Source organism: Azospirillum sp., from assembly GCF_050789165.1.
Genome location: NZ_JBOZRT010000155.1, coordinates 81,957 through 104,642, shown reverse-complemented (window position 1 = coordinate 104,642; position 22,686 = coordinate 81,957). Strand labels below are relative to the sequence as shown.

Here is a 22,686-nt window from a genome sequence, read left to right as displayed (position 1 = left end):
GGCCGCCACGCGGAGTTCGCCAGCGCAGGCGCGGGGAGGCCGGAGCCTCCCCGTCCATATCAAGCCGCGTGGCTGGTTTCCTGCTGGGTGAGCAGGGCGTAGATGGCGTCTGCGCTGTCGGAACCGCGCAGCTTCTCGCACATGCCCTGGTCGCGCAGCAGGCGCGACACGCGGGCCAGCGCCTTCAGATGGTCGGCACCGGCGTGCTCTGGGGCGAGCAGCAGGAAGATGAGATCCACCGGCTGTTCGTCGATCGCGTCGAAGTCGATCGGCCGTTCGAGACGGGCGAAGACGCCGTGGACGCGCTCCAGGCCGGGCAACTTGCCGTGCGGGATGGCGATGCCATGCCCGACGCCGGTGGTGCCCAGCCGTTCGCGCTCCAGAAGGACGTCGAAGACCGCCCGCTCGTGCTGGCCGGTCAGCTCCGCGGCCCGGCGCGCCATGTCCTGGAGGGCCTGTTTCTTCGAGCCGGCCTTCAGGTTGGCGAGGATGGCCTGCGGGGTGATGAGGTCGTGCATGACCTTTGACCGTGCCTGGGGAACCGGAGACCAGCGGCCCTGATCAGGCGCCGGCCGTCTCCAGGGCCGGATCGACCCAGCCAACGTTGCCGTCGGCGCGACGGTAGACCATGTTCAGGCCGCCGTTGGCCCGGTTGCGGAACATCAGGGCCGGCGCCTCGGCCAGTTCCATGCGCATCACCGCCTCGCTGACGGTCAGCGTGTCGATGTGCGTGGTCATGTCGGCGATGACGATCGGGGCGGCCTTCTCGGGAACCGGCTCGTCGTGGTGCTCGGGCTCGGCCTCGATCACCTGATAGCGGGCGGGGATCAGCTCCTCGCCGCCGGTCTCGGCGGTGTGGTGGCCGCGCAGGCGGTCCTTGTAGCGGCGCAGGCGCTTGTGCAGCTTCTCGCACGCGGTGTCGAAGGACGGGTACGGCTCGGTGGCCTCCGCAACGCTCTGCAGCACGATGCCGCGGCCGACGCGGACCTGGATGTCGGCCTTGAAGAGGTGGGCGTCGCGCGAGAAGACGACGGTCGCCTCCATCGGCTTGGTGAAGTACCGGCCGACGATGGTGTTCAGGTTCTCAGCGACGTGCGTGCGCAGGGCATCGCCCACGTCAAGCTGCTTGCCTTTGACGGTCAGTTGCATCTTGGGGAGTTTCCGAGTTTTTGCCCGCAAGGGACTCTGTTGGCGGCGCGCCGCCGCGTGCGGACCGGGACCATAGTCGGGGCGGTCCGGGCTGTCAACGAAACGCCAATTCGCGCATTCGCGCTACATGCGTGACATCTTGGCACGGCGACGCTGCACCGACGACGGGATCCGCATGGCTTCACGATACTTCGCAACCGTGCGGCGTGCAATGTCGATCCCTTCCTTCTGCAGGATCTCGACGATCTTGTCGTCGGACAGCACGTCGTCCGCCGGTTCGGCGTCGATCATGACCTTGATGCGGTGGCGCACCGCCTCGGCGGAATGCGCCGCACCGCCGTCGGCGCCCTGGATGGCCGAGGTGAAGAAGTACTTCAGCTCGAAGACGCCGCGCGGCGTCGCCATGAACTTGTTGGTGGTGACGCGGCTCACGGTGCTTTCGTGCATGCCGATGGCCTCGGCGATGTCGCGCAGGATCAGCGGGCGCAGGTGCGAGACGCCGTGGATGAAGAAGGCGTCCTGCTGCCGCACGATCTCCGTCGCCACCTTGAGGATGGTGGTGGCGCGCTGGTGCAGCGACTTCACCAGCCAGTTGGCCGAGTGGAACCGCTCGGTGATGTATTCCTTGTCGGCCTTGCTCTTGGCGGTGCCGGAGACGCGCGAGAAGTAGCGCTGGTTGACCAGCACCCGCGGCAGCGTGTCGGGGTTGAGGTCGATCAGCCAGCCGCCGCCGGGGTTGGCGCGCATCAGGATGTCGGGGGTGACCAGCTGCGCCGGGGTGTGGTCGAAGGCCAGCGCCGGCTTGGGGTTCAGCTTTCGGATCTCGGCCAGCATGTCCGAGATGTCCTCGGCATCGACGCCGCAGACCTTCATCAGCGCGTTCAGGTTGCGCGCGGCCAGAAGCTCCAGGTTGTCGAGCATCGCCGCCATGGCCGGGTCCAGGCGGTTCTTCTCGCGCAGCTGGATGGCCAGGCATTCCTTCAGCGAGCGTGCGAAAATGCCCGGCGGGTCGAAGCGCTGCACGGCGGCCAGCACGCGTTCCACGTGCTCCGGTGTGGTGCCCAGCTGCTCGGCCAGCGCCTCCAGGTCGGTGCTCAGCCAGCCGGCCTCGTCCAGCGTGTCGATCAGCGCCAGACCGATCAGCCGGTCAGCCGGGTCGGGCAGGTCGACGTTGAGCTGCTCGATGAGGTGGTCACGCAGGCTTTTGTCGCCGGACAGCCGCGCCTCGAAGTTGCCGTCGTCGTCCTCGAAGCCGCGGCCGCCGCGCTCGTTCCACTGGCCGTAGACGTCGGTCGAGCCGTCGGCGCCGTCGGAGAAGCGGTCGTCGGCGTAGTCGTTCTCGAAATCCGTGTCGAGCGGCGCGTCGGAGGCCGAGCCCATGGTCTCCGAACTGGTCATCTCCACCGTGTCGCGGGTCCGGCCGTCCGGCGGCATCGCCGCGGCCTCGGCCTCGCGCGGGTCGACATCCGGTTCGGGGCGGGATTCGGCGGCTTCGGCGGCCGGGCGGTCGCCGTCGTCGCGTTCGAGCAGGGGGTTCTGCTCGATCTCGCGGTCGACAAACTCGGACAGTTCCACGTTCGACAGCTGCAGCAGCTTGATGGCCTGCTGCAACTGGGGCGTCATCACCAGGGTCTGCGCCTGGCGGAGGTCGAGACGTTGTGAGAGCGCCATGGAGGGTCGAAGGTACCTAGAGGCTGAACCGATCGCCGAGGTAGACCCGGCGCACGTCCTCGTGCGCCACGATCTCCGCCGGCTCGCCCTCCATTAGTACCACACCGTCGTGCAAAATGTATGCCCGATCGACGAGGTCCAACGTTTCTCTCACGTTGTGGTCAGTGATCAGCACGCCGATGCCGCGGTCGCGCAGGTGGCTGACCAGCTCGCGGATGTCGCCCACGGCGATCGGGTCGATGCCGGCCAGCGGCTCGTCGAGCAGGATGAAATGCGGCTGCGAGGCCAGCGCGCGGGCGATCTCCACGCGGCGCCGCTCGCCGCCCGACAGCGCCAGCGCCGGTGCGCGGCGCAGGTGGGTGATGGAGAACTCGGCCAGCAGCTCGTCCAGCATCGCCTCGCGGGCGTCGCGGTTCGGCTCGACCACCTCCAGCACGGCGCGGATGTTGTTCTCCACCGACAGGCCGCGGAAGATCGAGGCCTCCTGCGGCAGGTAGCCGATGCCCAGGCGGGCGCGCCGGTACATCGGCAGCGCCGTGATGTCCTGGCCGTCCAGCAGGATGGTGCCGACGTCGGCGGTGATCAGCCCGGTGATCATGTAGAAGCAGGTGGTCTTGCCCGCCCCGTTGGGGCCGAGCAGCCCGACCGCCTCGCCGCGCTGCACGCTGACCGAGACGTCGCGCACCACCGGGCGCTTCTTGAAGGTCTTGCCCAGGTTGCGCGCCACCAGCCCGTCCTGCGGCACCGCCGATTCAGCGGCGCCGTGGCCAGGGCGGGAACCGGGGGTGTGCGTATCGCTTCGGGCGTCCACGTCGACCGCCATGAGATGCGTGATCCGTCGTGTTAACGGGTCTTGGCGGGAGCCGCGCCCGGGGAGTTGCTGGCCTGCACGTCGCCGGGGATCAGCAGGCCCTTGACCCGGCCGCCGCCGGCCGGGCCGGCGATGACGCGGTTGACCTTGGTGGCCATGTTCATCTCGGCGGCGTCGCCGTTGAGCTGGTTGTCGCCGCGGGTGATGCGCACCGTGCCCAGCAGGACCGCGGTGTTGTCCGGCACCGAGTACACCAGCTTGTCCGAACGCGCCACATCGGTCGGCGTGGTCACCACCACGTTGCCGGAGCCGTCGATGCGGTTCATCGCCGTCTTGCCGTCCGGCCCCTTGGCGAACTGGCCGATCAGCACGTCGGCGCGCAGGCGCCGGTCGGTGCGCACCGCCACCGCCTCGCCGCGCGCCACCGCGAAGCCCTGGGCCTCGTAGTATTCCAGCGTGTCGCGGGCGGTCACCACGTCGGTCGGGGTGATCAGCTTCAAGTCCTTGCCGGTGACCACCGCCACCTTGCGGTCCATGTCGTAGACCAGCCGGTCGCCGTAGACCTGCTGGGTCGGACCGATGAGGCGCACGTTGCCTTCGGAGGTGATCTGGAACACCTCGTTGCCCTTGCCGGGGACCTCGCGGTAGTAGGCGGTCAGCACGTCGCCGTACAGCGTGGTCTCGCCGCGCTTGGCCGAGGCGTTGCCGCGCGCCACGTAGGCCTTGACGTCCTGGTGCCACTCGATCGCCTGGTCGGCGTTGATGTCGGTCGGCTGGCCGCCGGGGCCGCCCGGCAGGGTCTGCGCCGCCGCCGGTAGCGCCGCCAGAATCAGGCCGGCGAGGCCCGCGGCGAGAAGGTGGGAGCGGATCACTTCTTCCTCCCCGCCGTCTCGGCGGACTGGACGCTGGCGTTGGACGAGTTGAGGAACACCATCGTCTTGCCGCGTTCGGTCATGCGGAAGCCCTCGGCCAGCACGACGCCCTGCGGGCCCTGGCCCTCGACATGGACGTCGCCCCAGGCGGTGCCCTTGCGGACGTCGGAGTAGGCTTCCTCGGTGGTGAACTCGCTGCCGTCGTCGCGCATCACGTGGACCGCGCCGCGCATCTTCAGGATGCCGGTGTTCTGGTCGTACCAGCCGCGCTCGGAGCGCATGGTCACCCAGGTGCCGGCGGTCTCGGTCATCTCTGCCTCGGGCTTGTCGAGGACGACGATGCCCGGCTGGTCGGTGGACTGCTCGGCCCGCGACGCGGTCAGCGAGTAGGGCTGGTTCTTCTCGTCCGCGCTGAAGTAGCGCGGGTTGATCATCTCCAACTGGCCCTTGTCGGCGGTCAGGCGCGGCTTGGGGATCTCGTTCAGGGTCGGCCACGCGGCGATCAGCGCCACCGCGGCCAGCGCCACCGCCGGCAGCGTCAGCTTCATCGCCGTCACGATGCGGCTGTAGGAGCGGCTGACCGGGCGGGTGACACGGCGGCGATGCACGTCGGACACCACGGCCACGCGCTCGCGCGGCGCGGCGGCGGTGGTCTTGCGGTCCTCGCGGACGAGGTCGTCAGCCTGCATGCCCGGATCCTTCCGTTCCTCAGGCCGCGCCGACGCGCAGGCAATCGTGGATGTGCACGATGCCCAGCGGCCGGCCGGAGTTGGTGTCGGCATCGACCACGAACAGCGTCGTGATCGATTTCTCGTTCATGATGCGCAGCGCCTCGGCGACCAGCGCCTTGGGGCGAATCGTCTTCGGTCCCGCAGACATGATGACGCGGGCCTGCTGCGCCAAGAGGTCGGGGTCGAGATGGCGGCGCAGATCGCCGTCGGTGATGATTCCGCTCAGCCGCCCGTCCTCGCCCACCACGCCGACGCAGCCCAGGCGCTTGGCCGTCATCTCCAGGATGACCTCGCTGAACGGCGTGTCCTCGCGGCACAGCGGCATGGCCTCGCCGGCGTGCATGACGTCGGTGACCTTGAGCAGCGCGCGGCCGAGCTGGCCGCCCGGGTGCATCTCGCGGAAATCGGCGGCCGAGAAGCCACGCCGCTCCATCAGCGCGATGGCGATGGCGTCGCCCAGCGCCAGCATCATGGTGGTGGACGTGGTCGGCGCCAGGCCCAGCGGGCAGGCCTCGGGCGCGGCCGGCAGCACCAGCGCCACGTCCGACTGCTCCGCCAGCGGCGAGGTGGCGCGGCGCGTGATGCCGATCAGCGTGATGCCGAAGCGGCGGGTGTAGGCGATGATATCGCTCAGCTCCGCCGTCTCGCCGGAATTGGACAGCGCGATGACCGCGTCCTGCCGGGTGATCATGCCGAGGTCGCCGTGGCTGGCCTCGCCGGGGTGGACGAACAGCGCCGGCGTGCCGGTGGAGGCCATGGTGGCGGCGATCTTGCGCGCGATGTGGCCGCTCTTGCCCATGCCGCTGACGACGACTCGGCCGGTGACGCCGGCCAGCAGCCCGATGGCCCGGGTGAAGGTGCCGTTCAGGCTGTCGGCCAGCGTCTCCAACGCCTCCGCCTCCATGCGCAGCACGCGCGCCGCGCTGGAGCAGTCGCGGTCCAGCCCCTGGGTCTGGTCTTCGATGGCCGTACGATCGATCGCTTTGTTCAAGGCTGCAGCCGCCCTTGCTGTCCGGTCTCGTCGCCCGGCCTTTTCACGTCCGGCGGGCCGACGGCTCGCGCCGGCAGTATGCCCATGGAGCGGGCGCCGGTCAAACTTATGACGGGCGGGTTACCCCGCCCGCGCTTCCGTGCGTCAGTGCGTCAGAATGTCCGGCTCGTCCCAGCCGCCCAGGTCCAAGGCGCCGCGCGCCGGCAGGAAGCGGAAGCACGCCTCGGCGAGCTGCGTGCGCTGCTCGCGCGCCAGCATCGCGTCCAGCTTTTCCTTCAGATCGTGCAGGTGCAGCACGTCGGAGGCCGCGTACTTCATCTGCTCGGGCGACAGTTCGTCCGCCCCCCAGTCCGACGACTGCTGCTGCTTCGACAGCTCGACGCCCAGCAGGTCCTTGCACAGGTCCTTCAGGCCGTGCTTGTCGGTGAAGGTGCGCACCAGCTTGGACGCCACCTTGGTGCAGTAGATCGGCTGCACGACGACGCCCAGGTAGGCCTGCATCACCGCCACGTCGAAGCGGGCGAAGTGGAACAGCTTGGTGACGTCCGTATCGGTCAGCAGGCGCTTCAGGTTCGGCGCGTCGTACCGGCCGCGGCGGAACTGCACGAGGTGCACCGCCCCGTCGCCGGCCGACAGCTGGACGAGGCACAGCCGGTCGCGGGCCGGGTTCAGGCCCATGGTCTCGGTGTCGATGGCGACGCAGCCGCCGCGCGCCGACGCCTTGAGGTCGAGTCCGTCCGGCAGGTCGCCGTCATGCAGGTCGATGGGCACGTCCGTCTCCGCAGCTCAAGACCCCGAAGCGGGGCCCAAAAACGACAAACGCCGCGGTGCAAGAAGCACGCGGCGTAGCCGTCAGAATTGGTGCCCAGGAGAAGACTCGAACTTCCACGACATTTCTGCCACAGGTACCTGAAACCTGCGCGTCTACCAATTCCGCCACCTGGGCTCGGTGTGGGCCGCTTATGTAGCGCCGCTGCGGACCCCCGTCAACACGATTTTTCGACCTTACTCGCAAATTTTTGCCACATGGCCGCACCGGCGTGCAAACGCGCCTCGGGCCTAGCCCTGCGCGTGCGGTTTCTATATAAGCATCGCCGTTCGGCGCAATGCCCCACACGCGGCCAAGGTTTTTGGCGCCTATCGGAACGGCACGGGAGAAGGTCGATGTCCTATCGCTATCGGATTGCCACGGTGTTCGGCGGGTCCGGCTTCATCGGCCGCCACCTGATCCGCCGCCTCGCCAAGGCCGGCTACATCGTGCGGATCGCCGCGCGCCGGCCGCACCAGGCCAACTTCCTGAAGACCGCCGGCGCGGTCGGCCAGATCGTGCCGTGGGCGGTGGACGTGCGCGACGACGCCTCGGTGGCGCGCGCGGTCAAGGACGCGGACGTCGTCGTCAACCTGATCGGTGCGCTGTACGAGACCGCGCCCTGGTCGTTCGACACGGTGCACGTCGATGCGCCGGCCCGCATCGCGCGTCTCGCCAGGGAGGCGGGGGCGGAGCGTCTGGTGCACGTGTCGGCGCTAGGAGCCGACGCCAATTCGGAGTCGGCCTACGCGCGCTCCAAGGCGGCGGGCGACAAGGCGGTGCTGGCGGCCTTCCCCGGCGCCACCATCCTGCGCCCCAGCATCGTCTTCGGCCCCGAGGACCGCTTCTTCAACAAGTTCGCCGCGATGGCGCAGGTGTCGCCCGTGCTGCCGCTGGTCGGCGGCGGCAAGACCCGCTTCCAGCCGGTGAGCGTCAACGACCTCGCCGACGCCATCGTCGCGGTGATCGAGCGCGACGACGCCAAGGGCCGCGTCTTCGAGCTGGGCGGCCCGAACACCTACACCTTCAAGGAGCTGATGCAGCTCATGCTGAAGGTGATCGAGCGTCCCGGTCGCTTCCTCCTGCCGATCCCCTGGCGCCTGTCGGAGACGCTGGGTGGCATCCTGGAGAAGGTGCCCTTCATCGCCCCGCTGCTGACCCGCGACCAAGTCGAGCTGCTGAAGACGGACAACGTCGTCTCCGGCCGCGAGCCCGGTTTCGAGCAGCTCGGCATCGCTCCGGCGGCGCCGGAGGTGATCCTGCCGACCTATCTGTTCCGCTTCATCGTCGGCGGCCGCACCAACACGCTGACCCGCGACGTGGGCGCGCACGAGAAGTATCCGGGCTGAGCGGGCGCTCACCCCCTGTGGAAAGCTGATGGAAAGCCCCGGCCGCCCGGCCGGGGCTTTTTCTTGTCACGCCGTTGACAGACCCCGGCCGCGCGGCCGCGCGCTACTCCTCCCGACCGTCAGCATGGCCGGGAGCGTCTTTCATGGGTCTCATCACGATCGCCTTCGGCCAGTCGGCCGCTGCCAAGCTTCAGCCGCTCGGCCTCAAGATCTTCTCGGCGCGCGGCAACCTGTCGCTGGACGCCGATAGCTGGTTCGAGGCGCCGGGCTCGACGCAGCCCTCGCTGGCCCCGGACTCGCTGGTGCAGGTCGGCGCCTTCGCGTCGCTGGCCGGCGGCGGCACCATGGGGAACGTGTGGGTCGGCCGCTACGTCTCCATCGCTGCCGGGGTGACGATCGGGATGCACAACCACCCGACCGACTGGCTGAGCACGTCGCGGCTCACCTACTACCCGCAGATCCATGAATGGCACAGGTTCTGCGGCGACGGCGGCCCCGCGGTGACCAGCGGGCTGCGGCGCCCCTTCGACGGCGCCTGCGCGATTACCGAGATCGGCAACGACGTGTGGATCGGGCAGGGGGTGTTCATCCGCTCCGGCGTGCGCATCGGCGACGGTGCGGTGATCGGCGCCCGCTCGGTGGTGGTCAAGGACGTGGAGCCCTACACCGTCGTGGCCGGGACGCCGGCAAAGCCGCTGCGCCGGCGCTTCCCCGACGCCGTGGTCGAGCGGCTGCTGGCGGCGCGGTGGTGGCGCTATTCGCTGTACGACATGGCCGGCGTGCCGTTCGAGGACGTGCCGGCGGCGCTGGACGCCATCGAGGAACGGGTCGCGCGCGGCGATCTCAAGGAGTACCGGGCGCCGGTCCACAGCGCCGCCGACCTGGCGGCGCTGTTCGCACCGGAAGGTGATCAGAGATAGATCATCCCCAGGATCAGGATGCCGATCGCGATGCGGTACCAGCCGAACGGAGCGAAGCCGTAGCGGCCGATGAAGTTGACGAACGACCGCACCACCACGATGGCCGACAGGAACGCCACCACGAAGCCCACCGCGATCAGCGTGGCGCCGTCGCTGCTCATGTGGCTCCAGTTCTTGTAGAGGTCGTAGACGGTGGCCCCGAACATCGTCGGGATCGCCAGGAAGAAGGAGAACTCCGCGGCGGTGCGGCGGTCGACGCCCAGCATCAGCGCGCCCAGGATGGTGGCGCCTGAGCGCGACACGCCGGGCACCAGCGCCAGACACTGGAACAGGCCGATCTTCAGGGCCAGGGGGGCGGTGAAGCGCTCCACCTCGTGGTAGCGGGGTGTTGGTACGAACCGCTCGACCACCAGGATGATGATTCCGCCGATGATCAGCGACACGCAGACCACCGTGGTGTTGAACAGCACCGCCTTGATGAAGCCGTGCAGCACCAGCCCGAGCACCGCCGAGGGCAGGAAGGCCAGAAGCACGGCAATGACGAAGCGCCATGCCCGCGGATCGCTGCGCAGGCCTATCAGCACGTTCCACAGCCGGCTGAAATAGACGACGCAGATCGCCAGGATGGCGCCGAGTTGGATCACCACCTCGAAGACGTGCCCCGGCGGCCCGTCGAACCCCAGCAGGTCGTCGAACAGAATGATGTGGCCGGTCGAGGAGACGGGCAGGAACTCCGTCAAGCCCTCGACGAGGCCGAGAACGGCGGCATCAACGTACGGGTTGGACATGGGTGTTGGCGCTCGGCACGGTCGCGGATGGGGCGCCCCGCGGTGGTCGCCGCCGGGACCGTGGCTGTATAGCAGCCGGTCCCTTGGATGGCGATGGGGGATGGTTCGGTACCCCAAAGAGAGCGATGGGTCCGAAACGGTACTAATTTCTGCCCCGATTTCAGGCGCCGCAATGGCCGCGATTCAGCTGTGCGGCAAATAGGTCAGCATATGTTCCCTATCGTCGATTTTTTGCTCGCGAGTCCTGCGCCCGTAAGGTATATGACGATGCGACCGCGCTGTTTGCGGTCGATGATTTCCACCGCGGCAGCGTCTCCCCACAGAGGGTAGGGCTGCTGCGCCGAGCGCGAGGAGCAGGCGTCATGGCGAAGCAGAAGATGTTGGGCTTTGTGCACACGGCACAGCGCATGCCCGACAAGCGCACCGCCGAGGAGCGCCGCAAGGACTTCCGCGAGATCTACGCCCGCTTCACCGACCAGCGCGCCACCGAGCAGGCCAACCGCTGCTCGCAGTGCGGCGTGCCGTTCTGCCAGGTGCACTGCCCGGTGCAGAACAACATCCCCGACTGGCTGAAGCTGACCGCCGAGGGCCGGCTGGAGGAGGCGTACGAGGCGTCCCAGGCGACCAACAACCTGCCGGAGATCTGCGGCCGCATCTGCCCGCAGGACCGCCTGTGCGAGGGCAACTGCGTCATCGAGCAGTCCACCCACGGCGCCGTCACCATCGGCTCGGTCGAGCGCTACATCAACGACACCGCCTGGGAGCAAGGCTGGGTCAAGCCGCGCGTCCCGAGCCGCGAGCTGGGTGCGTCGGTCGGCATCATCGGCGCCGGCCCGGCCGGCCTCGCCGCCGCGGAGGAACTGCGCGCCAAGGGCTACGAGGTGCACGTCTACGACCGCTACGACCGCATGGGCGGGCTGATGGTCTACGGCATCCCCGGCTTCAAGCTGGAGAAGGACGTGGTGCAGCGCCGCGTGCAGCTGCTGGTCGACGCCGGCGTGACCTTCCACGCCAACTTCGAGGTCGGCCGCGACGCCACGCTCGCCGACCTGCGCCGCAAACACGCCGCCGTGCTGATCGCCACCGGCGTCTACAAGGCGCGCGACCTCGACGCGCCGGGCGCCTCGCTGGGCAACATCGTGCCGGCGTTGGAGTACCTCACCGCGTCCAACCGCAAGGACCTGGGCGATGCCGTGCCGGCCTTCGAGGACGGCTCGCTGAACGCCGTCGGCAAGAACGTCGTGGTGGTCGGCGGCGGCGATACCGCCATGGACTGCGTGCGCACCGCCATCCGCCAGGGCGCCACCTCGGTGAAGTGCCTGTACCGCCGCGACCGCAAGAACATGCCCGGTTCGCAGCGCGAGGTCGCGCACGCCGAGGAGGAGGGCGTCGAGTTCATCTGGCAGGCCGCCCCCGAGGCGTTCGTCGGTGACGGCAATGTGAGCGGCGTGCGCGCCGTGCGCATCCACCTGGGCGTGGCCGACGCCACCGGCCGCCAGACGCCGCAGGTGATCGAGGGCTCGGAGTTCACCATCGAGGCCGACATCGTCATCAAGGCGCTGGGCTTCGACCCGGAGAACCTGCCGGACCTGTTCGACGAGCCGGGCCTGAAGGTGACGCGCTGGGGCACGGTCACCGCCGACGCGCGCACCAAGATGACGAGCGTCGACGGCGTGTTCGGCGCCGGCGACATCGTGCGCGGCGCCTCGCTGGTGGTCTGGGCGATCCGCGACGGCCGCGACGCCGCCGAATCGATCCACGCCTACGTCAAGGCGAAGGCCGTGGCCTACGCCGAAGCGGCCGAGTAAGCGCGGGACCGGTCCCGCACACCAAATCCAAGGGTTCCGGGGGCGCTCGCGCTCCCGGTCTGGCCGAGGGGTACGCCCCCTCGCGATCTTAAGACTGAAAGGGTCCACCGATGACCGAGATGCTGAACCAGGGTGAGCAGTTCGTCGCCGAGTACCGCGCCAACGTGGAGCGGCTGACCGCGGCCAACCTGGCCGACATCGTCGAGGAGCACGACGCCTGCGGCGTCGGCTTCATCGCCGCGATCGACGGCAAGCCCCGCCGTTCGGTGGTCGAGAAAGGCATCGAGGCCCTGAAGGCGGTCTGGCACCGCGGCGCCGTGGACGCCGACGGCAAGACCGGCGATGGCGCCGGCATCCACGTGCAGGTGCCGCAGAAGTTCTTCAAGGACCACGTCCGCGTCATCGGCCACACGCCGCCGGAGAACAACCTCGCCGTCGGCCAGGTCTTCCTGCCGCGCGTCTCGCTTGACGCGCAGGAGGCCTGCCGCTGCATCGTCGAGACCGAGATCCTGAACTTCGGCTACTACATCTATGGCTGGCGCCAGGTGCCGATCAATGTCGACATCATCGGCGAGAAGGCCAACGCCACCCGGCCGGAGATCGAGCAGATCATCGTCGGCAACAGCAAGGGCGTGTCGGACGAGCAGTTCGAGCTGGACCTCTACGTCATCCGCCGCCGCATCGAGAAGGCGGTGCGGGCCGAGCAGATCAATGACTTCTACATCTGCACGCTGTCGGCGCGCTCGATCATCTACAAGGGCATGTTCCTGGCCGAGCAGCTCTCGACCTTCTACCCCGACCTGACGGACGAGCGGTTCGAGTCGAACTTCGCCATCTACCACCAGCGCTACTCGACCAACACGTTTCCGACCTGGCCGCTGGCGCAGCCGTTCCGCATGCTCGCCCACAACGGCGAGATCAACACGCTGAAGGGCAACGTCAACTGGATGAAGGCGCACGAGACCCGGATGGAGCATCCGGTGTTCGGCGCCCACATGGCCGACATCAAGCCGGTGATCGGCGTCGGCCTGTCCGACTCCGGCGCGCTCGACACCGTGTTCGAGGTGCTGGTGCGCGCCGGCCGCTCGGCCCCGATGGTGAAGATGATGCTGGTGCCGCAGGCGCTGACCAGCTCCTCCACCACGCCGGAGACGCACAAGGCGCTGATCGGCTACTGCAACTCGGTCATGGAGCCATGGGACGGCCCGGCCGCGCTTGCCATGACCGACGGCCGCTGGGTGGTCGGCGGCATGGACCGCAACGGCCTGCGCCCGATGCGCTACACCATCACCAGCGACGGTCTGATCATCGCCGGCTCGGAGACGGGCATGGTGAAGATCGACGAGACGCAGGTGAAGGAGAAGGGCCGCCTCGGCCCGGGGCAGATGATCGCCGTCGATCTGGTGGCCGGCAAGCTGTACAGCGACACCGGCATCAAGGACCTGCTGGCCGCCCAGAAGCCCTGGGGCAACTGGGTCAAGAACACCACGCACCTGGACGAGCTGGTCAAGAAGGCCTCGCAGCAGGGCGAGCCGGCCGACCTGGAGAAGGCGCAGCTGCGCCAGCGCCAGTTGGCGTTCGGCATCACCATGGAAGACCTCGAGCTGATCCTCCACCCGATGGTCGAGGACGCCAAGGAGGCCGTGGGCTCGATGGGCGACGACAGCCCCATCGCCGTGCTGTCGGAGAAGTACCGCGGCCTGCACCACTTCTTCCGCCAGAACTTCTCCCAGGTCACCAACCCGCCCATCGACTCGCTGCGCGAGCGCCGGGTGATGAGCCTGAAGACGCGCCTGGGCAACCTCGGCAACATCCTGGACGAGGACGAGAGCCAGACGCGCCTGCTGCAGCTGGAATCGCCGGTGCTGACCACCGCCGAGTTCCGCGCCATGCGCGCCTACATGGCCGACACGGCGGCGGAGATCGACTGCACCTTCGCGGTGGACGGCGGCCCCGACGCGCTAAAGGACGCCCTGAAGCGCATCCGCCAGGAGGCGGAGGACGCCGTGCGCGGCGGCGCCAACCACGTCATCCTCACCGACGAGGTGATGGACGCCAAGCGCGCCGCCATCCCGATGATCCTGGCGACCGGCGCGGTGCACACGCACCTCGTGCGCAACAACCTGCGCACCTTCACCTCGCTGAACGTCCGCTCGGCCGAGTGCATCGACACGCACTACTTCGCCGTGCTGATCGGCGTCGGCGCCACCACGGTGAACGCCTACCTCGCCCAGGAGAGCATCGCCGACCGCCAGCGCCGCGGCCTGTTCGGCGACTTGGCCCTGGAGACCTGCCTGGTCCGCTTCAAGAAGGCCATCGACGAGGGCCTGCTGAAGATCATGTCGAAGATGGGCATCTCGATCATCAGCAGCTATCGCGGCGGCTGCAACTTCGAGTCCATCGGCCTGTCGCGCGCGCTGATCGCCGAGCACTTCCCGGCCATGGTCAGCCGCATCTCCGGCATCGGCCTGACCGGCATCCAGAAGAAGGTGCTGGAGCAGCACGCCATCGCCTACGACCAGGAGGCCATCGCGCTCCCCGTCGGCGGCTTCTACCGCTTCCGCAAGTCGGGCGACCGGCACGGCTGGGAGGGCGGCGTCATCCACACCCTGCAGCAGGCGGTGCAGGACGACAGCTACTCGACCTTCAAGAAGTATTCGGAGATGGTCCACAAGCGGCCGCCGATGCAGCTGCGCGACCTGCTGGAGTTCCGCAAGCTGAAGGCGCCGGTCCCGGTGGACGAGGTCGAGTCGATCACCGCCATCCGCAAGCGTTTCATCACCCCGGGCATGTCGCTGGGCGCGCTGAGCCCCGAGGCGCACGGCACCCTGAACGTCGCCATGAACCGCATCGGCGCCAAGTCGGACAGCGGCGAGGGCGGCGAGGATCCGGCGCGCTTCCGCCCGGACAAGAACGGCGACAACTGGAACAGCGCCATCAAGCAGGTGGCCTCCGGCCGCTTCGGCGTCACCGCGGAGTACCTGAACCAGTGCCGTGAGCTGGAGATCAAGGTCGCCCAGGGCGCCAAGCCCGGCGAGGGCGGCCAACTCCCCGGCTTCAAGGTGACGGAGATGATCGCCCGCCTGCGTCACTCGACGCCCGGCGTGATGCTCATCAGCCCGCCGCCGCACCACGACATCTACTCGATCGAGGATCTGGCGCAGCTCATCTACGACCTGAAGCAGATCAACCCCGAGGCCAAGGTCACGGTGAAGCTGGTCAGCCGTTCCGGTATCGGAACGATCGCGGCGGGCGTGGCCAAGGCCAACGCCGACGTGATCCTGATCTCCGGCCACTCCGGCGGCACCGGCGCCAGCCCGCAGACCTCGATCAAGTTCGCGGGCGCCCCCTGGGAGATGGGCCTGTCGGAGGTGCATCAGGTCCTGACGCTGAACAAGCTGCGCCACCGCGTGCGGCTGCGCACCGACGGCGGCCTGAAGACCGGCCGCGACATCGTCGTCGCCGCCATGCTGGGTGCGGAAGAGTTCGGCATCGGCACGGCGTCGCTGATCGCCATGGGCTGCATCATGGTCCGCCAGTGCCACTCGAACACCTGCCCGGTGGGCGTGTGCGTGCAGGACCCGAAGCTGCGCGAGAAGTTCACCGGCACGCCGGAGAAGGTGGTCAACCTCTTCACCTTCCTGGCGGAAGAGGTGCGCGAGATCCTGGCGTCGCTCGGCTTCCGCTCGCTCAACGAGGTGATCGGCCGCACCGACCTGCTGCATCAGGTCAGCCGTGGTGCTGCGCACCTCGACGACCTCGACCTGAACCCGCTGCTGGCGCAGGTCGATCCGGGCGAGAACGCGCGCTACTGCACCATGCAGGGCCGCAACGAGGTGCCGGACACCCTCGACGCCCGCATCGTCGCCGACGCCCGCCCGCTGTTCGAGGAGGGCGAGAAGATGCAGCTCGCCTACAACGCGCGGAACACGCAGCGCGCCATCGGCACGCGGCTGTCGTCGATGATCACCCGCAAGTTCGGCATGTTCGGCCTGCAGCCGGGCCACATCACGGTGCGCCTGCGCGGCACCGCCGGCCAGTCGCTCGGCGCCTTCGCGGTGCAGGGCATCAAGCTGGAGGTGATGGGCGACGCCAACGACTACGTCGGCAAGGGCCTGTCCGGCGGCACCATCGTGGTGCGGCCGACCACCTCCTCGCCGCTGGAGAGCAACAAGAACACGATCATCGGCAACACGGTTCTCTACGGTGCGACGGCCGGCAAGCTGTTCGCCGCGGGCCAGGCCGGCGAGCGGTTCGCGGTGCGCAACTCGGGCGCGGCCGTGGTGGTCGAGGGCTGCGGCTCCAACGGCTGCGAGTACATGACCGGCGGCACGGCGGTCATCCTCGGCGCGGTCGGCGACAACTTCGGCGCCGGCATGACCGGCGGCATGGCCTACGTCTACGACGAGAACGGCAGCTTCCCGCTGTCGGTCAACGACGAGAGCATCATCTTCCAGCGCATCGAGGTGGCGCACTACGAGGACCAGCTCAAGCGCCTGATTGAGGAGCACGTCGAGGAGACGGACAGCCGTTTCGCCGCCCAGATCCTCAACGACTGGGAGCGCGCGCTGCCGAAGTTCTGGCAGATCGTGCCGAAGGAGATGCTGAGCCGTCTGGAGGTGCCCGTCACCGCCGCGGCGCCGGCGGCGGCCGAGTAAGGGCGGATCACGCATATGTGAAAGTACGGCGGCCCGAATTCCCTTCGGGTCGCCGTTTTCGTGTCCGGCTGTGTCGTTCCCGCCCTATCCACGGCATTCGAGACGGAATAACATCGACTCGGAACGGTTGATGGTTCGGTTGGATCGCGACCTGGACGGAGACGGGAGAATGCCGTTCGCCAACGGCTTGCGGATCGAGATGCGGCGGGCCGCCCCGACCGACGGCGCGCGCTGCGCGCGCATCTTTCTGGACGCCCGGCGCAAGGCCTTCCCCTGGCAGCCCGCGGACCGCTTCGGCCTCGACGACTACTACGACTGCGTCGAGGACGAGATGGTCATCGTCGCCGAGGTGGACGGGGAGGTCGTCGGTTTCGTCTCCATCGACCTGCCCGAGCGCTTCATCCACACCCTGTTCATCGACCCGCTCTGGCAGCAGCGCGGCATCGGCACGCTGCTGCTGCGCGAGGCGCTGGCGGAACTGCGCGGCACCGCCCAGCTGACCTGCTCCGCCCGCAACGCCGCGGCACGGGCCTTCTACGAGCACAACGGCTGGGTCCCGGTGCCGGGTGCCAACGACGACCGCGAGGCGCACGTCCTCTATCGCAAGGCTGATTGAGCACCTGCGAAAGCAGGGTGTTTTCCGGCGGTTGCTTGCGCTACAGTCCGGCCCGGCATGAGGACCCTTTACCATCACCCCCTCTCCCCGATCGCGCGCCTGGCGCGCCTGTCGCTGGCCGAAAAGGGCCTGGAGTTCGACGCCGTCGTCGAAAAGCCGTGGGAGCGGCGCACCGACTTCCTGGCGCTCAACCCCGCCGGGGAGGTGCCGGTGCTCGTCGAGGACGACGGCACGGTCATCGCCGACGGCTGGACGGTGATCGAGTACCTGGAGGAGGCGTACCCCACCGTCCCGCTGCTGCCGCCCGAGGTGGTCGGCCGCGCCGAGGTGCGGCGCATCGCGGCGTGGTACCTGCGCAAGTTCGACCGCGAGGTGGTCGAGAATCTGGTGGGCGAGAAGCTGATCAAGCGTATCTCCAGCCAGGGTCACCCCTACGCCCCGGCGATCCGTGCTGGCCTCGCCAACATCCACTACCACCTCGACTACATCGCCTTCCTGGCCGAGCGCCGGGCGTGGCTGGCGGGGCCGAGCTTCACGCTGGCCGACCTCGCGGCGGCGGCGGCGCTGAGCTGCGTGGACTACATCGGCGACGTGCCGTGGGACGAGGTGCCGGAGGCCAAGGACTGGTACGCCCGCATCAAGTCGCGGCCGAGCTTCCGGCCTCTGCTGGCCGATACCATCCCGGGATGCCCCCCACCGCGGCATTACGCGGACCTGGATTTCTGACGCACTGCGCCGGCGCTTCGACCTCGCGGACCCCGCTGGCCATCAAGCAGTTTTCCAAACCGTCATTCCCGCGAAAGCGGGATCTCCAGTGCTCGCGTCCGCGAGCCACATGAGTCATGTCGCCGCTGTCGCGGCTCACGCTGGATCCCCCCTCCGCGGGGATGACGGCCAAGAGGGTGTTCGTTCTGGAGAGCGTCAATTGACGTTCATCAATCAAATCGCAATGAAACTCCTTCTGCCTGCAAGCATTCCCCCGCTTGCCACGTCCCGGGTCCACTCCCATTTCCTCGTTTGAAGCGCTGATCCTCCACCCACGGGGCGCGGCGTTTTGCCTTGACTTCGGTCAAAGGCACTTCTTGATTCCGACCGACTGTCTTGCGAAAACGTACAAAACGAACAAATGCATCCCCGGGAGTTTCCATGACCGTGCAGACCTTTGATATGAGCGGCAGCGACGCGCCGGCCGGCCCCTCGAAGGGCACCCTCGGCTTCATCATTTTCGCCCTGCTGTGCCTGCTGCCGCTGTCCAGCGACACCTTCGTCTCGCTGATCGGCAAGGCGAGCGGCGTCTCCGGCCTCCTCGCCTACGTCTTCGCCTGGAGCGCGTCCTTCGCCATGGGGCTGCTGGCGCTGGTCGCCATCGGCGTTCCGGCGCTGGTGCTCTGGCATCTTCTCGCCGATCGGCGCTGAGCCTACTTGGCCGCCCCGGACCGTTCCAGCCCGGCGAGGTTGCCGCGTGCAACGCGGGCTGGGCTTGAGTCCGGGGCGACGCGCTCGACCAGCTTCCAGTCGTCGCGCGCGCCCTTGGCGTCACCGGCCAGCGCCTTGACGTTGCCGCGCAGCAGCAGCGCCTCCGGATCGCCGGGCTTCAGCTCCAGCGCTTGGGCCACGTCGGCCAGCGCCTGCCGGGTGTTGCTCAGCGCCTTGTGCGCGGCGGCGCGGTAGAGCCACGCGTCGGCCCGCGCCGGATCCTTGGCGAGCACCGTGTTCAGGTCATCGACGGCGTCCCAGTAGCGCTCGCCCTCCGCGCGCGCGATGGCGCGATCGACCAGCAGGTCGGCGTCGCCGGGCTGGCGCTCCAGCGCCGCGGTGTAGAGCCGCTCCGCCCGCGCGCTGTCGCCGGCACGCAGCCACGCCCAGCCGGCCCGACCGAGCACCGCGGCACCGGCCCGCGGGTCCTTCTGCCCCAGTTCCGTGGCGATGTCCTCCAGGTGCCGGCCGGCCTCGGCGAAGTCGCCGCGGTGGAACAGCGCCAGCGCGTGGCACAGCCGGGCCGGCGTGCCGCCGCCCTTGGCCTGCCAGCCGGCGGCGCGCTCCAGCGCCTCATCGGGCTGCATCTCGGCGAGCTTCAGGCATTCCTGCAACTCGGCGTCGGCGGCGAGCGCCGGGCCGGCCAGCAGGAAGGGCAGGGCGACGAGCGTATGGAACAGCCCGGAGAAAAGATTGCGCTGGATCATGACGGCCCTACACTCGGCCATCGCGCACCGGTGCGCAAGACCAAGAAGGCTTCTCGATGACCGCTCCCCGCCTGTTCGTCTTCGGCCTCGGCTACACCGCCGGGGTGCTCGCCCGCCAGTTGGCGGCCGAGGGATGGCGGATCGCCGGCACCTGCCAGACTGCGGAGAAGCGCGCCGAGCTGGAGTCCCTGGGTTACGAGGCCCACGTCTTCGACCGCGAGCACCCGCTGCCGGACGCCAAGGCGGTGTTGAGGGACGCCACCCACCTGCTGCTCAGCATCCCGCCCGACCGCAAGGGCGATCCGGTGCTGGCGCTGCACGGCCAGGACATCGCCGACCTGATCAGCCTGGAGTGGGCCGGCTATCTCTCCACCACCGGCGTCTACGGCGACACCGGGGGCGAGTGGGTGAGCGAGGCCTCCTGGCTGCGGCCGACCAGCGACCGCTCCAGGCGCCGGATCGAGGCGGAGAAGGGATGGCTCAACCTCTACCGCCAGTACGGGGTGCCGCTGCACGTCTTCCGCCTGCCCGGCATCTACGGGCCGGGGCGCAGCGCCATCGACCAGCTGCGCGCCGGCGAGGCCCGGCGCATCGACAAGCCCGGCCACCTGTTCGGCCGCATCCACGTGGAGGACATTGCCGGGGCGCTGCGCGCCTCCATGGCGACGATGAATCCGGGCGCCGTCTACAACGTTTGCGACGACGAGCCGGCCGAGCCGCAGGAGGTCATCCGCTTCGCCGCCGAGCTGCTGGGTATGGAACCGCCGCCGCTGGTCCCCTACGAGAAGGCCGAGCTGTCTGAGATGGCCCGGAGCTTCTGGGCCGACAACCGCCGTGTGAAGAACGAGCGCCTCAAGACGAAGCTCGGCTACGCGCTGAAGTACCCGAGCTACCGGGAGGGGCTGAAGGCGCAGGCGGAGGCGGGCTGACCGTCAGCCTGCCCCATCCTTTCTGACGTGCAGCCGCACCCACTCGCCGAACTTCCGTCGACGACCAGCGTGTGCATCTTGATCCACTTGCCGATGAAGCCCAGCACCAGGAAGCGGGCCAGGTAGTCGTCCGGCTCGGCGCCGGTGCGCACGAAGGTCGAGATGTCCTCGATCTGCTGCAGGAAGGTGGCGTGCAGCTTGCGGTGCGCCTCCAGGCCGGGATAGCCGTGCGCCGCCATCAGCGCCTCCTCCCGCGCGAAGTGGTCGCGGGTGAAGGACAGCAGCTCTGCGCACACACCCTTCAGGTCGATCGCGCCGTCCTCGCGCTCCAGCGAATGGCGGATGATGTTGTAGACGCGGTAGAGCGTGCGGTGCTCGTCGTCGATCTCGGGAATGGCGAGGCTGGCCGAGTCGTCCCAGACCAGGTCCGTCGTGGTCATGGACCTCCCCCACGTGCTGCGCTTAATGGTTCGAAGACTAAGGTGTTTCCCGGCCAAATGCCACGATGACTATGCGCCGCCGCGGAATCCGACACAGTCGAATATGTATATTACTTGATATCGCCATATGGTTGCGACGAAACGTCTCGCACCTCTTGCGCGCCGCGCTGGTGAATAATAATCAGGCTGGATAATTGTTGGGGCACGGCGGACACCATGCCGCGTGACGATCTTCGGGAACGGATGACCAAACGGCCGGAGGATGGGCAGGAAGGCCACCGCGACCATCTGCGCAGGCAGGTGGACGAGCTGGTCAGCCGTGTGCCGAAGCATGCCCTGCGCGCCGTCATCGACGAGATCGAGAACACCAACGCACAGAACAGCACGCGGGCCCAAACCCTGCGCGACGCGCTGGTGGAGCAGTTCAACAAGCTCCGCCCCTTCAAGGCGCGCCGCCTGTTCACCGGCCTGTTCGAGCCGCTCCTGGTCGACGACCCGATTCTCTACCGCACCCGCGACCCGATCCCCGGCCTGATCCAGCGCGTCGATATGGGTGGCCTGTGGCACGCGCTGAGCCGCTTCGCCTTTCCCGACACCGCCATGCGGGTGCAGGAACGCCTCGACGCGATGTCGCAGGAGGATCTGCTCGACCGGGTGCTGGTGTCGCCGGACGCGCTGGCGATGCGCGCCATCATGCGCGACGAAGCGGTGCATTTCCTCGCGCACGCGCTGAAGACCCGCCGCACCGCTGAGGAGTTCCTGATCCTCGCCAACCGCGAGGCGCTGCGCGACGCCCGCCAGCGCAGCCCGCACCTGACCTGGAAGGCCCCGATCGACGTGACGCAGCTCGCCTTCGTCCGTGCGGTGCTGGAGGAGAACGAGGCGATCCTGCCGATGATGGAGCGCATGCGGCAGGACTTGTCCGACACCCCCGCCGGCGGCGACGGCACGGCGGCGGAGGTGGACGGGCAGGCGGCCATCGTCGTCGGCTTCATGCGCGGCATGCGCATGGCCTGCCCGAACCGCGATATCGACGACCCCGTCGTCTGGCTGCCGCCCTTGCTGGCGCTCAATGTCAAGCGCCGCTACGACGTGGTGCTGCGCTACGTGCGCGAGTACGGGGGCCCGGCGGTCAGCGACAGTCACCCCCTGCACCAAGCGCTGTTCGGCCACTTTTCCGCCAGCTGCTCGGCGATGACCGACCTGATCCGCGCGGTGTTCGGCGAAATGGGCGCTCAAGGGGGAGGAATGGACGGACACGCGCTGTCCCTCTCCCGCCCGGTGCGCGAGACGCTGGACGAGGCACGGAGGCGCTTCGACCAGTCGCTGAACGCGCTCAACGCCGGCGGCCTGATGGCGACGCGGCTGATCGGCCCGCGGGTGCGCGGCCTGCTGGGTGAGGTGACGCGGCTGCTGACCTCCACCGTTCTGCCGTTGGTGGTCGAGCGCACGCGCACGGCGGCGGCGGCCCGCAACGCCCCGGCGCCCGACCACGACGACGTGGTGTGGCTGCTGGAGTTCGTCTGGGCCTGGGGCGCCACGCTGGGCAGCGTCGGCTACGCCAGTCCGGAGATCACCGCCGCCCGTGGCCGCATCGTCGAGGACGCCGGTGTCGCCTTCATCCAGGCCACCAAGGCCGAGGAGGAGGACGAGGCGCTGCCCGCGCGCATGCAGCACATCGTGCGCATCAACCGCCTGCTGTGTGCCCTGGGCACCGACGTGACGCCGTGGGTGAGCGCGGTCAGCCAGGGGTTGCAGAGGGTGGTGCGGCATTACCTGGAAGGCCCGGCCGAGATCACGCCGGAGGCGCGCTTCGTCATCGATCGTCTGATCGCCGCCGTCCGCACCGAACTCGGCCGCTCGCGGCACTGGCAGAGCGCGGACCTCGTCGCGCTGCTGCGGCTTTACGAGGCGCGGCTGGGGTGAGGCCGTCCCCCCCGGGCACCCCTTTCGCGACGAATT

20 protein-coding genes and 1 tRNA gene are annotated in these 22,686 nt (G+C 68.7%); 9 read left to right on the top strand and 12 right to left on the bottom strand.

All coding sequences use genetic code 11. The annotated features are described in order from the left end of the window. Positions 1–59 precede the first annotated feature (59 nt). The 9 genes from ptsN to ACRWK7_RS32420 all read right to left on the bottom strand — a co-directional run bounded on the left by ptsN (position 60) and on the right by ACRWK7_RS32420 (position 7,171). Entirely contained in the window at positions 60–518 is a 459-nt protein-coding gene (gene ptsN, locus ACRWK7_RS32460; protein ID WP_431861549.1) for a PTS IIA-like nitrogen regulatory protein PtsN, read from the bottom strand. Positions 519–561: 43 nt separating this feature from the next. Then, a complete protein-coding gene (hpf, locus tag ACRWK7_RS32455) occupies positions 562–1,149 on the bottom strand; it encodes a ribosome hibernation-promoting factor, HPF/YfiA family (protein ID WP_431861547.1) in 588 nt (195 codons plus the stop codon). A gap of 123 nt (positions 1,150–1,272) precedes the next feature. Beyond that, a complete protein-coding gene (gene rpoN / locus ACRWK7_RS32450) occupies positions 1,273–2,820 on the bottom strand; it encodes an RNA polymerase factor sigma-54 (protein ID WP_431861545.1) in 1,548 nt (515 codons plus the stop codon). Positions 2,821–2,836: 16 nt separating this feature from the next. Continuing rightward, the gene (lptB, locus tag ACRWK7_RS32445) at positions 2,837–3,643 is read right to left on the bottom strand and encodes an LPS export ABC transporter ATP-binding protein (RefSeq protein ID WP_431861543.1); all 807 of its coding nucleotides are present in this window, start codon (positions 3,641–3,643) and stop codon (positions 2,837–2,839) included. Positions 3,644–3,663: 20 nt separating this feature from the next. Then, complete coding sequence (locus ACRWK7_RS32440; RefSeq protein WP_431861541.1) at positions 3,664–4,503, bottom strand: LptA/OstA family protein; 840 nt, start codon at positions 4,501–4,503, stop codon at positions 3,664–3,666. Continuing rightward, complete coding sequence (gene lptC, locus ACRWK7_RS32435) at positions 4,500–5,192, bottom strand: LPS export ABC transporter periplasmic protein LptC (protein WP_431861539.1); 693 nt, start codon at positions 5,190–5,192, stop codon at positions 4,500–4,502. Before lptC ends, ACRWK7_RS32440 begins: the two co-directional genes overlap by 4 nt. A gap of 19 nt (positions 5,193–5,211) precedes the next feature. Beyond that, on the bottom strand, positions 5,212–6,138 hold the full coding sequence (locus ACRWK7_RS32430) for a KpsF/GutQ family sugar-phosphate isomerase (protein ID WP_431861801.1): 927 nt from the start codon (positions 6,136–6,138) through the stop codon (positions 5,212–5,214). Between the two features lie 231 nt (positions 6,139–6,369). Beyond that, the gene (locus ACRWK7_RS32425) at positions 6,370–6,996 is read right to left on the bottom strand and encodes a ribonuclease D (RefSeq protein WP_431861537.1); all 627 of its coding nucleotides are present in this window, start codon (positions 6,994–6,996) and stop codon (positions 6,370–6,372) included. A gap of 88 nt (positions 6,997–7,084) precedes the next feature. After that, positions 7,085–7,171: transfer RNA gene (locus ACRWK7_RS32420), tRNA-Leu, on the bottom strand. A 218-nt stretch (positions 7,172–7,389) separates the two neighbouring features. Between ACRWK7_RS32420 and ACRWK7_RS32415 the strand changes: the two genes are divergently transcribed. Further along, positions 7,390–8,382, top strand: coding sequence for a complex I NDUFA9 subunit family protein (locus ACRWK7_RS32415; RefSeq protein WP_431861535.1), 993 nt, complete (start codon positions 7,390–7,392; stop codon positions 8,380–8,382). Positions 8,383–8,525: 143 nt separating this feature from the next. Next, on the top strand, positions 8,526–9,302 hold the full coding sequence (locus ACRWK7_RS32410) for a CatB-related O-acetyltransferase (protein ID WP_431861533.1): 777 nt from the start codon (positions 8,526–8,528) through the stop codon (positions 9,300–9,302). Here the strand turns inward: ACRWK7_RS32410 and ACRWK7_RS32405 are convergent. Next, on the bottom strand, positions 9,293–10,090 hold the full coding sequence (locus tag ACRWK7_RS32405; RefSeq protein WP_431861531.1) for an undecaprenyl-diphosphate phosphatase: 798 nt from the start codon (positions 10,088–10,090) through the stop codon (positions 9,293–9,295). The two genes, ACRWK7_RS32410 and ACRWK7_RS32405, sit on opposite strands and share 10 nt — an antisense overlap. Before the next feature lie 362 nt (positions 10,091–10,452). Here ACRWK7_RS32405 and ACRWK7_RS32400 point away from each other — a divergent pair, with 362 nt between their 5' ends. The 5 genes from ACRWK7_RS32400 to ACRWK7_RS32380 all read left to right on the top strand — a co-directional run bounded on the left by ACRWK7_RS32400 (position 10,453) and on the right by ACRWK7_RS32380 (position 18,588). Further along, entirely contained in the window at positions 10,453–11,898 is a 1,446-nt protein-coding gene (locus tag ACRWK7_RS32400; RefSeq protein WP_431861529.1) for an NAD(P)-dependent oxidoreductase, read from the top strand. A gap of 110 nt (positions 11,899–12,008) precedes the next feature. Further along, positions 12,009–16,556 carry a glutamate synthase large subunit gene (gene gltB, locus ACRWK7_RS32395; protein ID WP_431861527.1) on the top strand — a complete coding sequence of 1,516 codons (4,548 nt, stop codon included), beginning with the start codon at positions 12,009–12,011 and terminating at the stop codon, positions 16,554–16,556. A 169-nt stretch (positions 16,557–16,725) separates the two neighbouring features. Continuing rightward, complete coding sequence (locus ACRWK7_RS32390) at positions 16,726–17,172, top strand: N-acetyltransferase family protein (RefSeq protein ID WP_431861525.1); 447 nt, start codon at positions 16,726–16,728, stop codon at positions 17,170–17,172. Positions 17,173–17,229: 57 nt separating this feature from the next. Then, the gene (locus tag ACRWK7_RS32385; RefSeq protein ID WP_431861523.1) at positions 17,230–17,898 is read left to right on the top strand and encodes a glutathione S-transferase family protein; all 669 of its coding nucleotides are present in this window, start codon (positions 17,230–17,232) and stop codon (positions 17,896–17,898) included. 420 nt (positions 17,899–18,318) lie between these two features. Next, entirely contained in the window at positions 18,319–18,588 is a 270-nt protein-coding gene (locus ACRWK7_RS32380) for a hypothetical protein (RefSeq protein ID WP_431861521.1), read from the top strand. A 2-nt stretch (positions 18,589–18,590) separates the two neighbouring features. Here ACRWK7_RS32380 and ACRWK7_RS32375 read toward each other — a convergent pair whose 3' ends face one another. After that, entirely contained in the window at positions 18,591–19,355 is a 765-nt protein-coding gene (locus tag ACRWK7_RS32375; protein ID WP_431861520.1) for a tetratricopeptide repeat protein, read from the bottom strand. Between the two features lie 56 nt (positions 19,356–19,411). Between ACRWK7_RS32375 and ACRWK7_RS32370 the strand changes: the two genes are divergently transcribed. Further along, positions 19,412–20,284 carry an SDR family oxidoreductase gene (locus ACRWK7_RS32370; RefSeq protein WP_431861518.1) on the top strand — a complete coding sequence of 291 codons (873 nt, stop codon included), beginning with the start codon at positions 19,412–19,414 and terminating at the stop codon, positions 20,282–20,284. Here the strand turns inward: ACRWK7_RS32370 and ACRWK7_RS32365 are convergent. Beyond that, positions 20,245–20,724, bottom strand: a complete 480-nt coding sequence (locus ACRWK7_RS32365; protein WP_431861517.1) for a hemerythrin family protein — start codon at positions 20,722–20,724, stop codon at positions 20,245–20,247. The two genes, ACRWK7_RS32370 and ACRWK7_RS32365, sit on opposite strands and share 40 nt — an antisense overlap. 243 nt (positions 20,725–20,967) lie before the next feature. Between ACRWK7_RS32365 and ACRWK7_RS32360 the strand changes: the two genes are divergently transcribed. Continuing rightward, entirely contained in the window at positions 20,968–22,650 is a 1,683-nt protein-coding gene (locus ACRWK7_RS32360) for a hypothetical protein (protein ID WP_431861516.1), read from the top strand. Positions 22,651–22,686 lie beyond the last annotated feature (36 nt).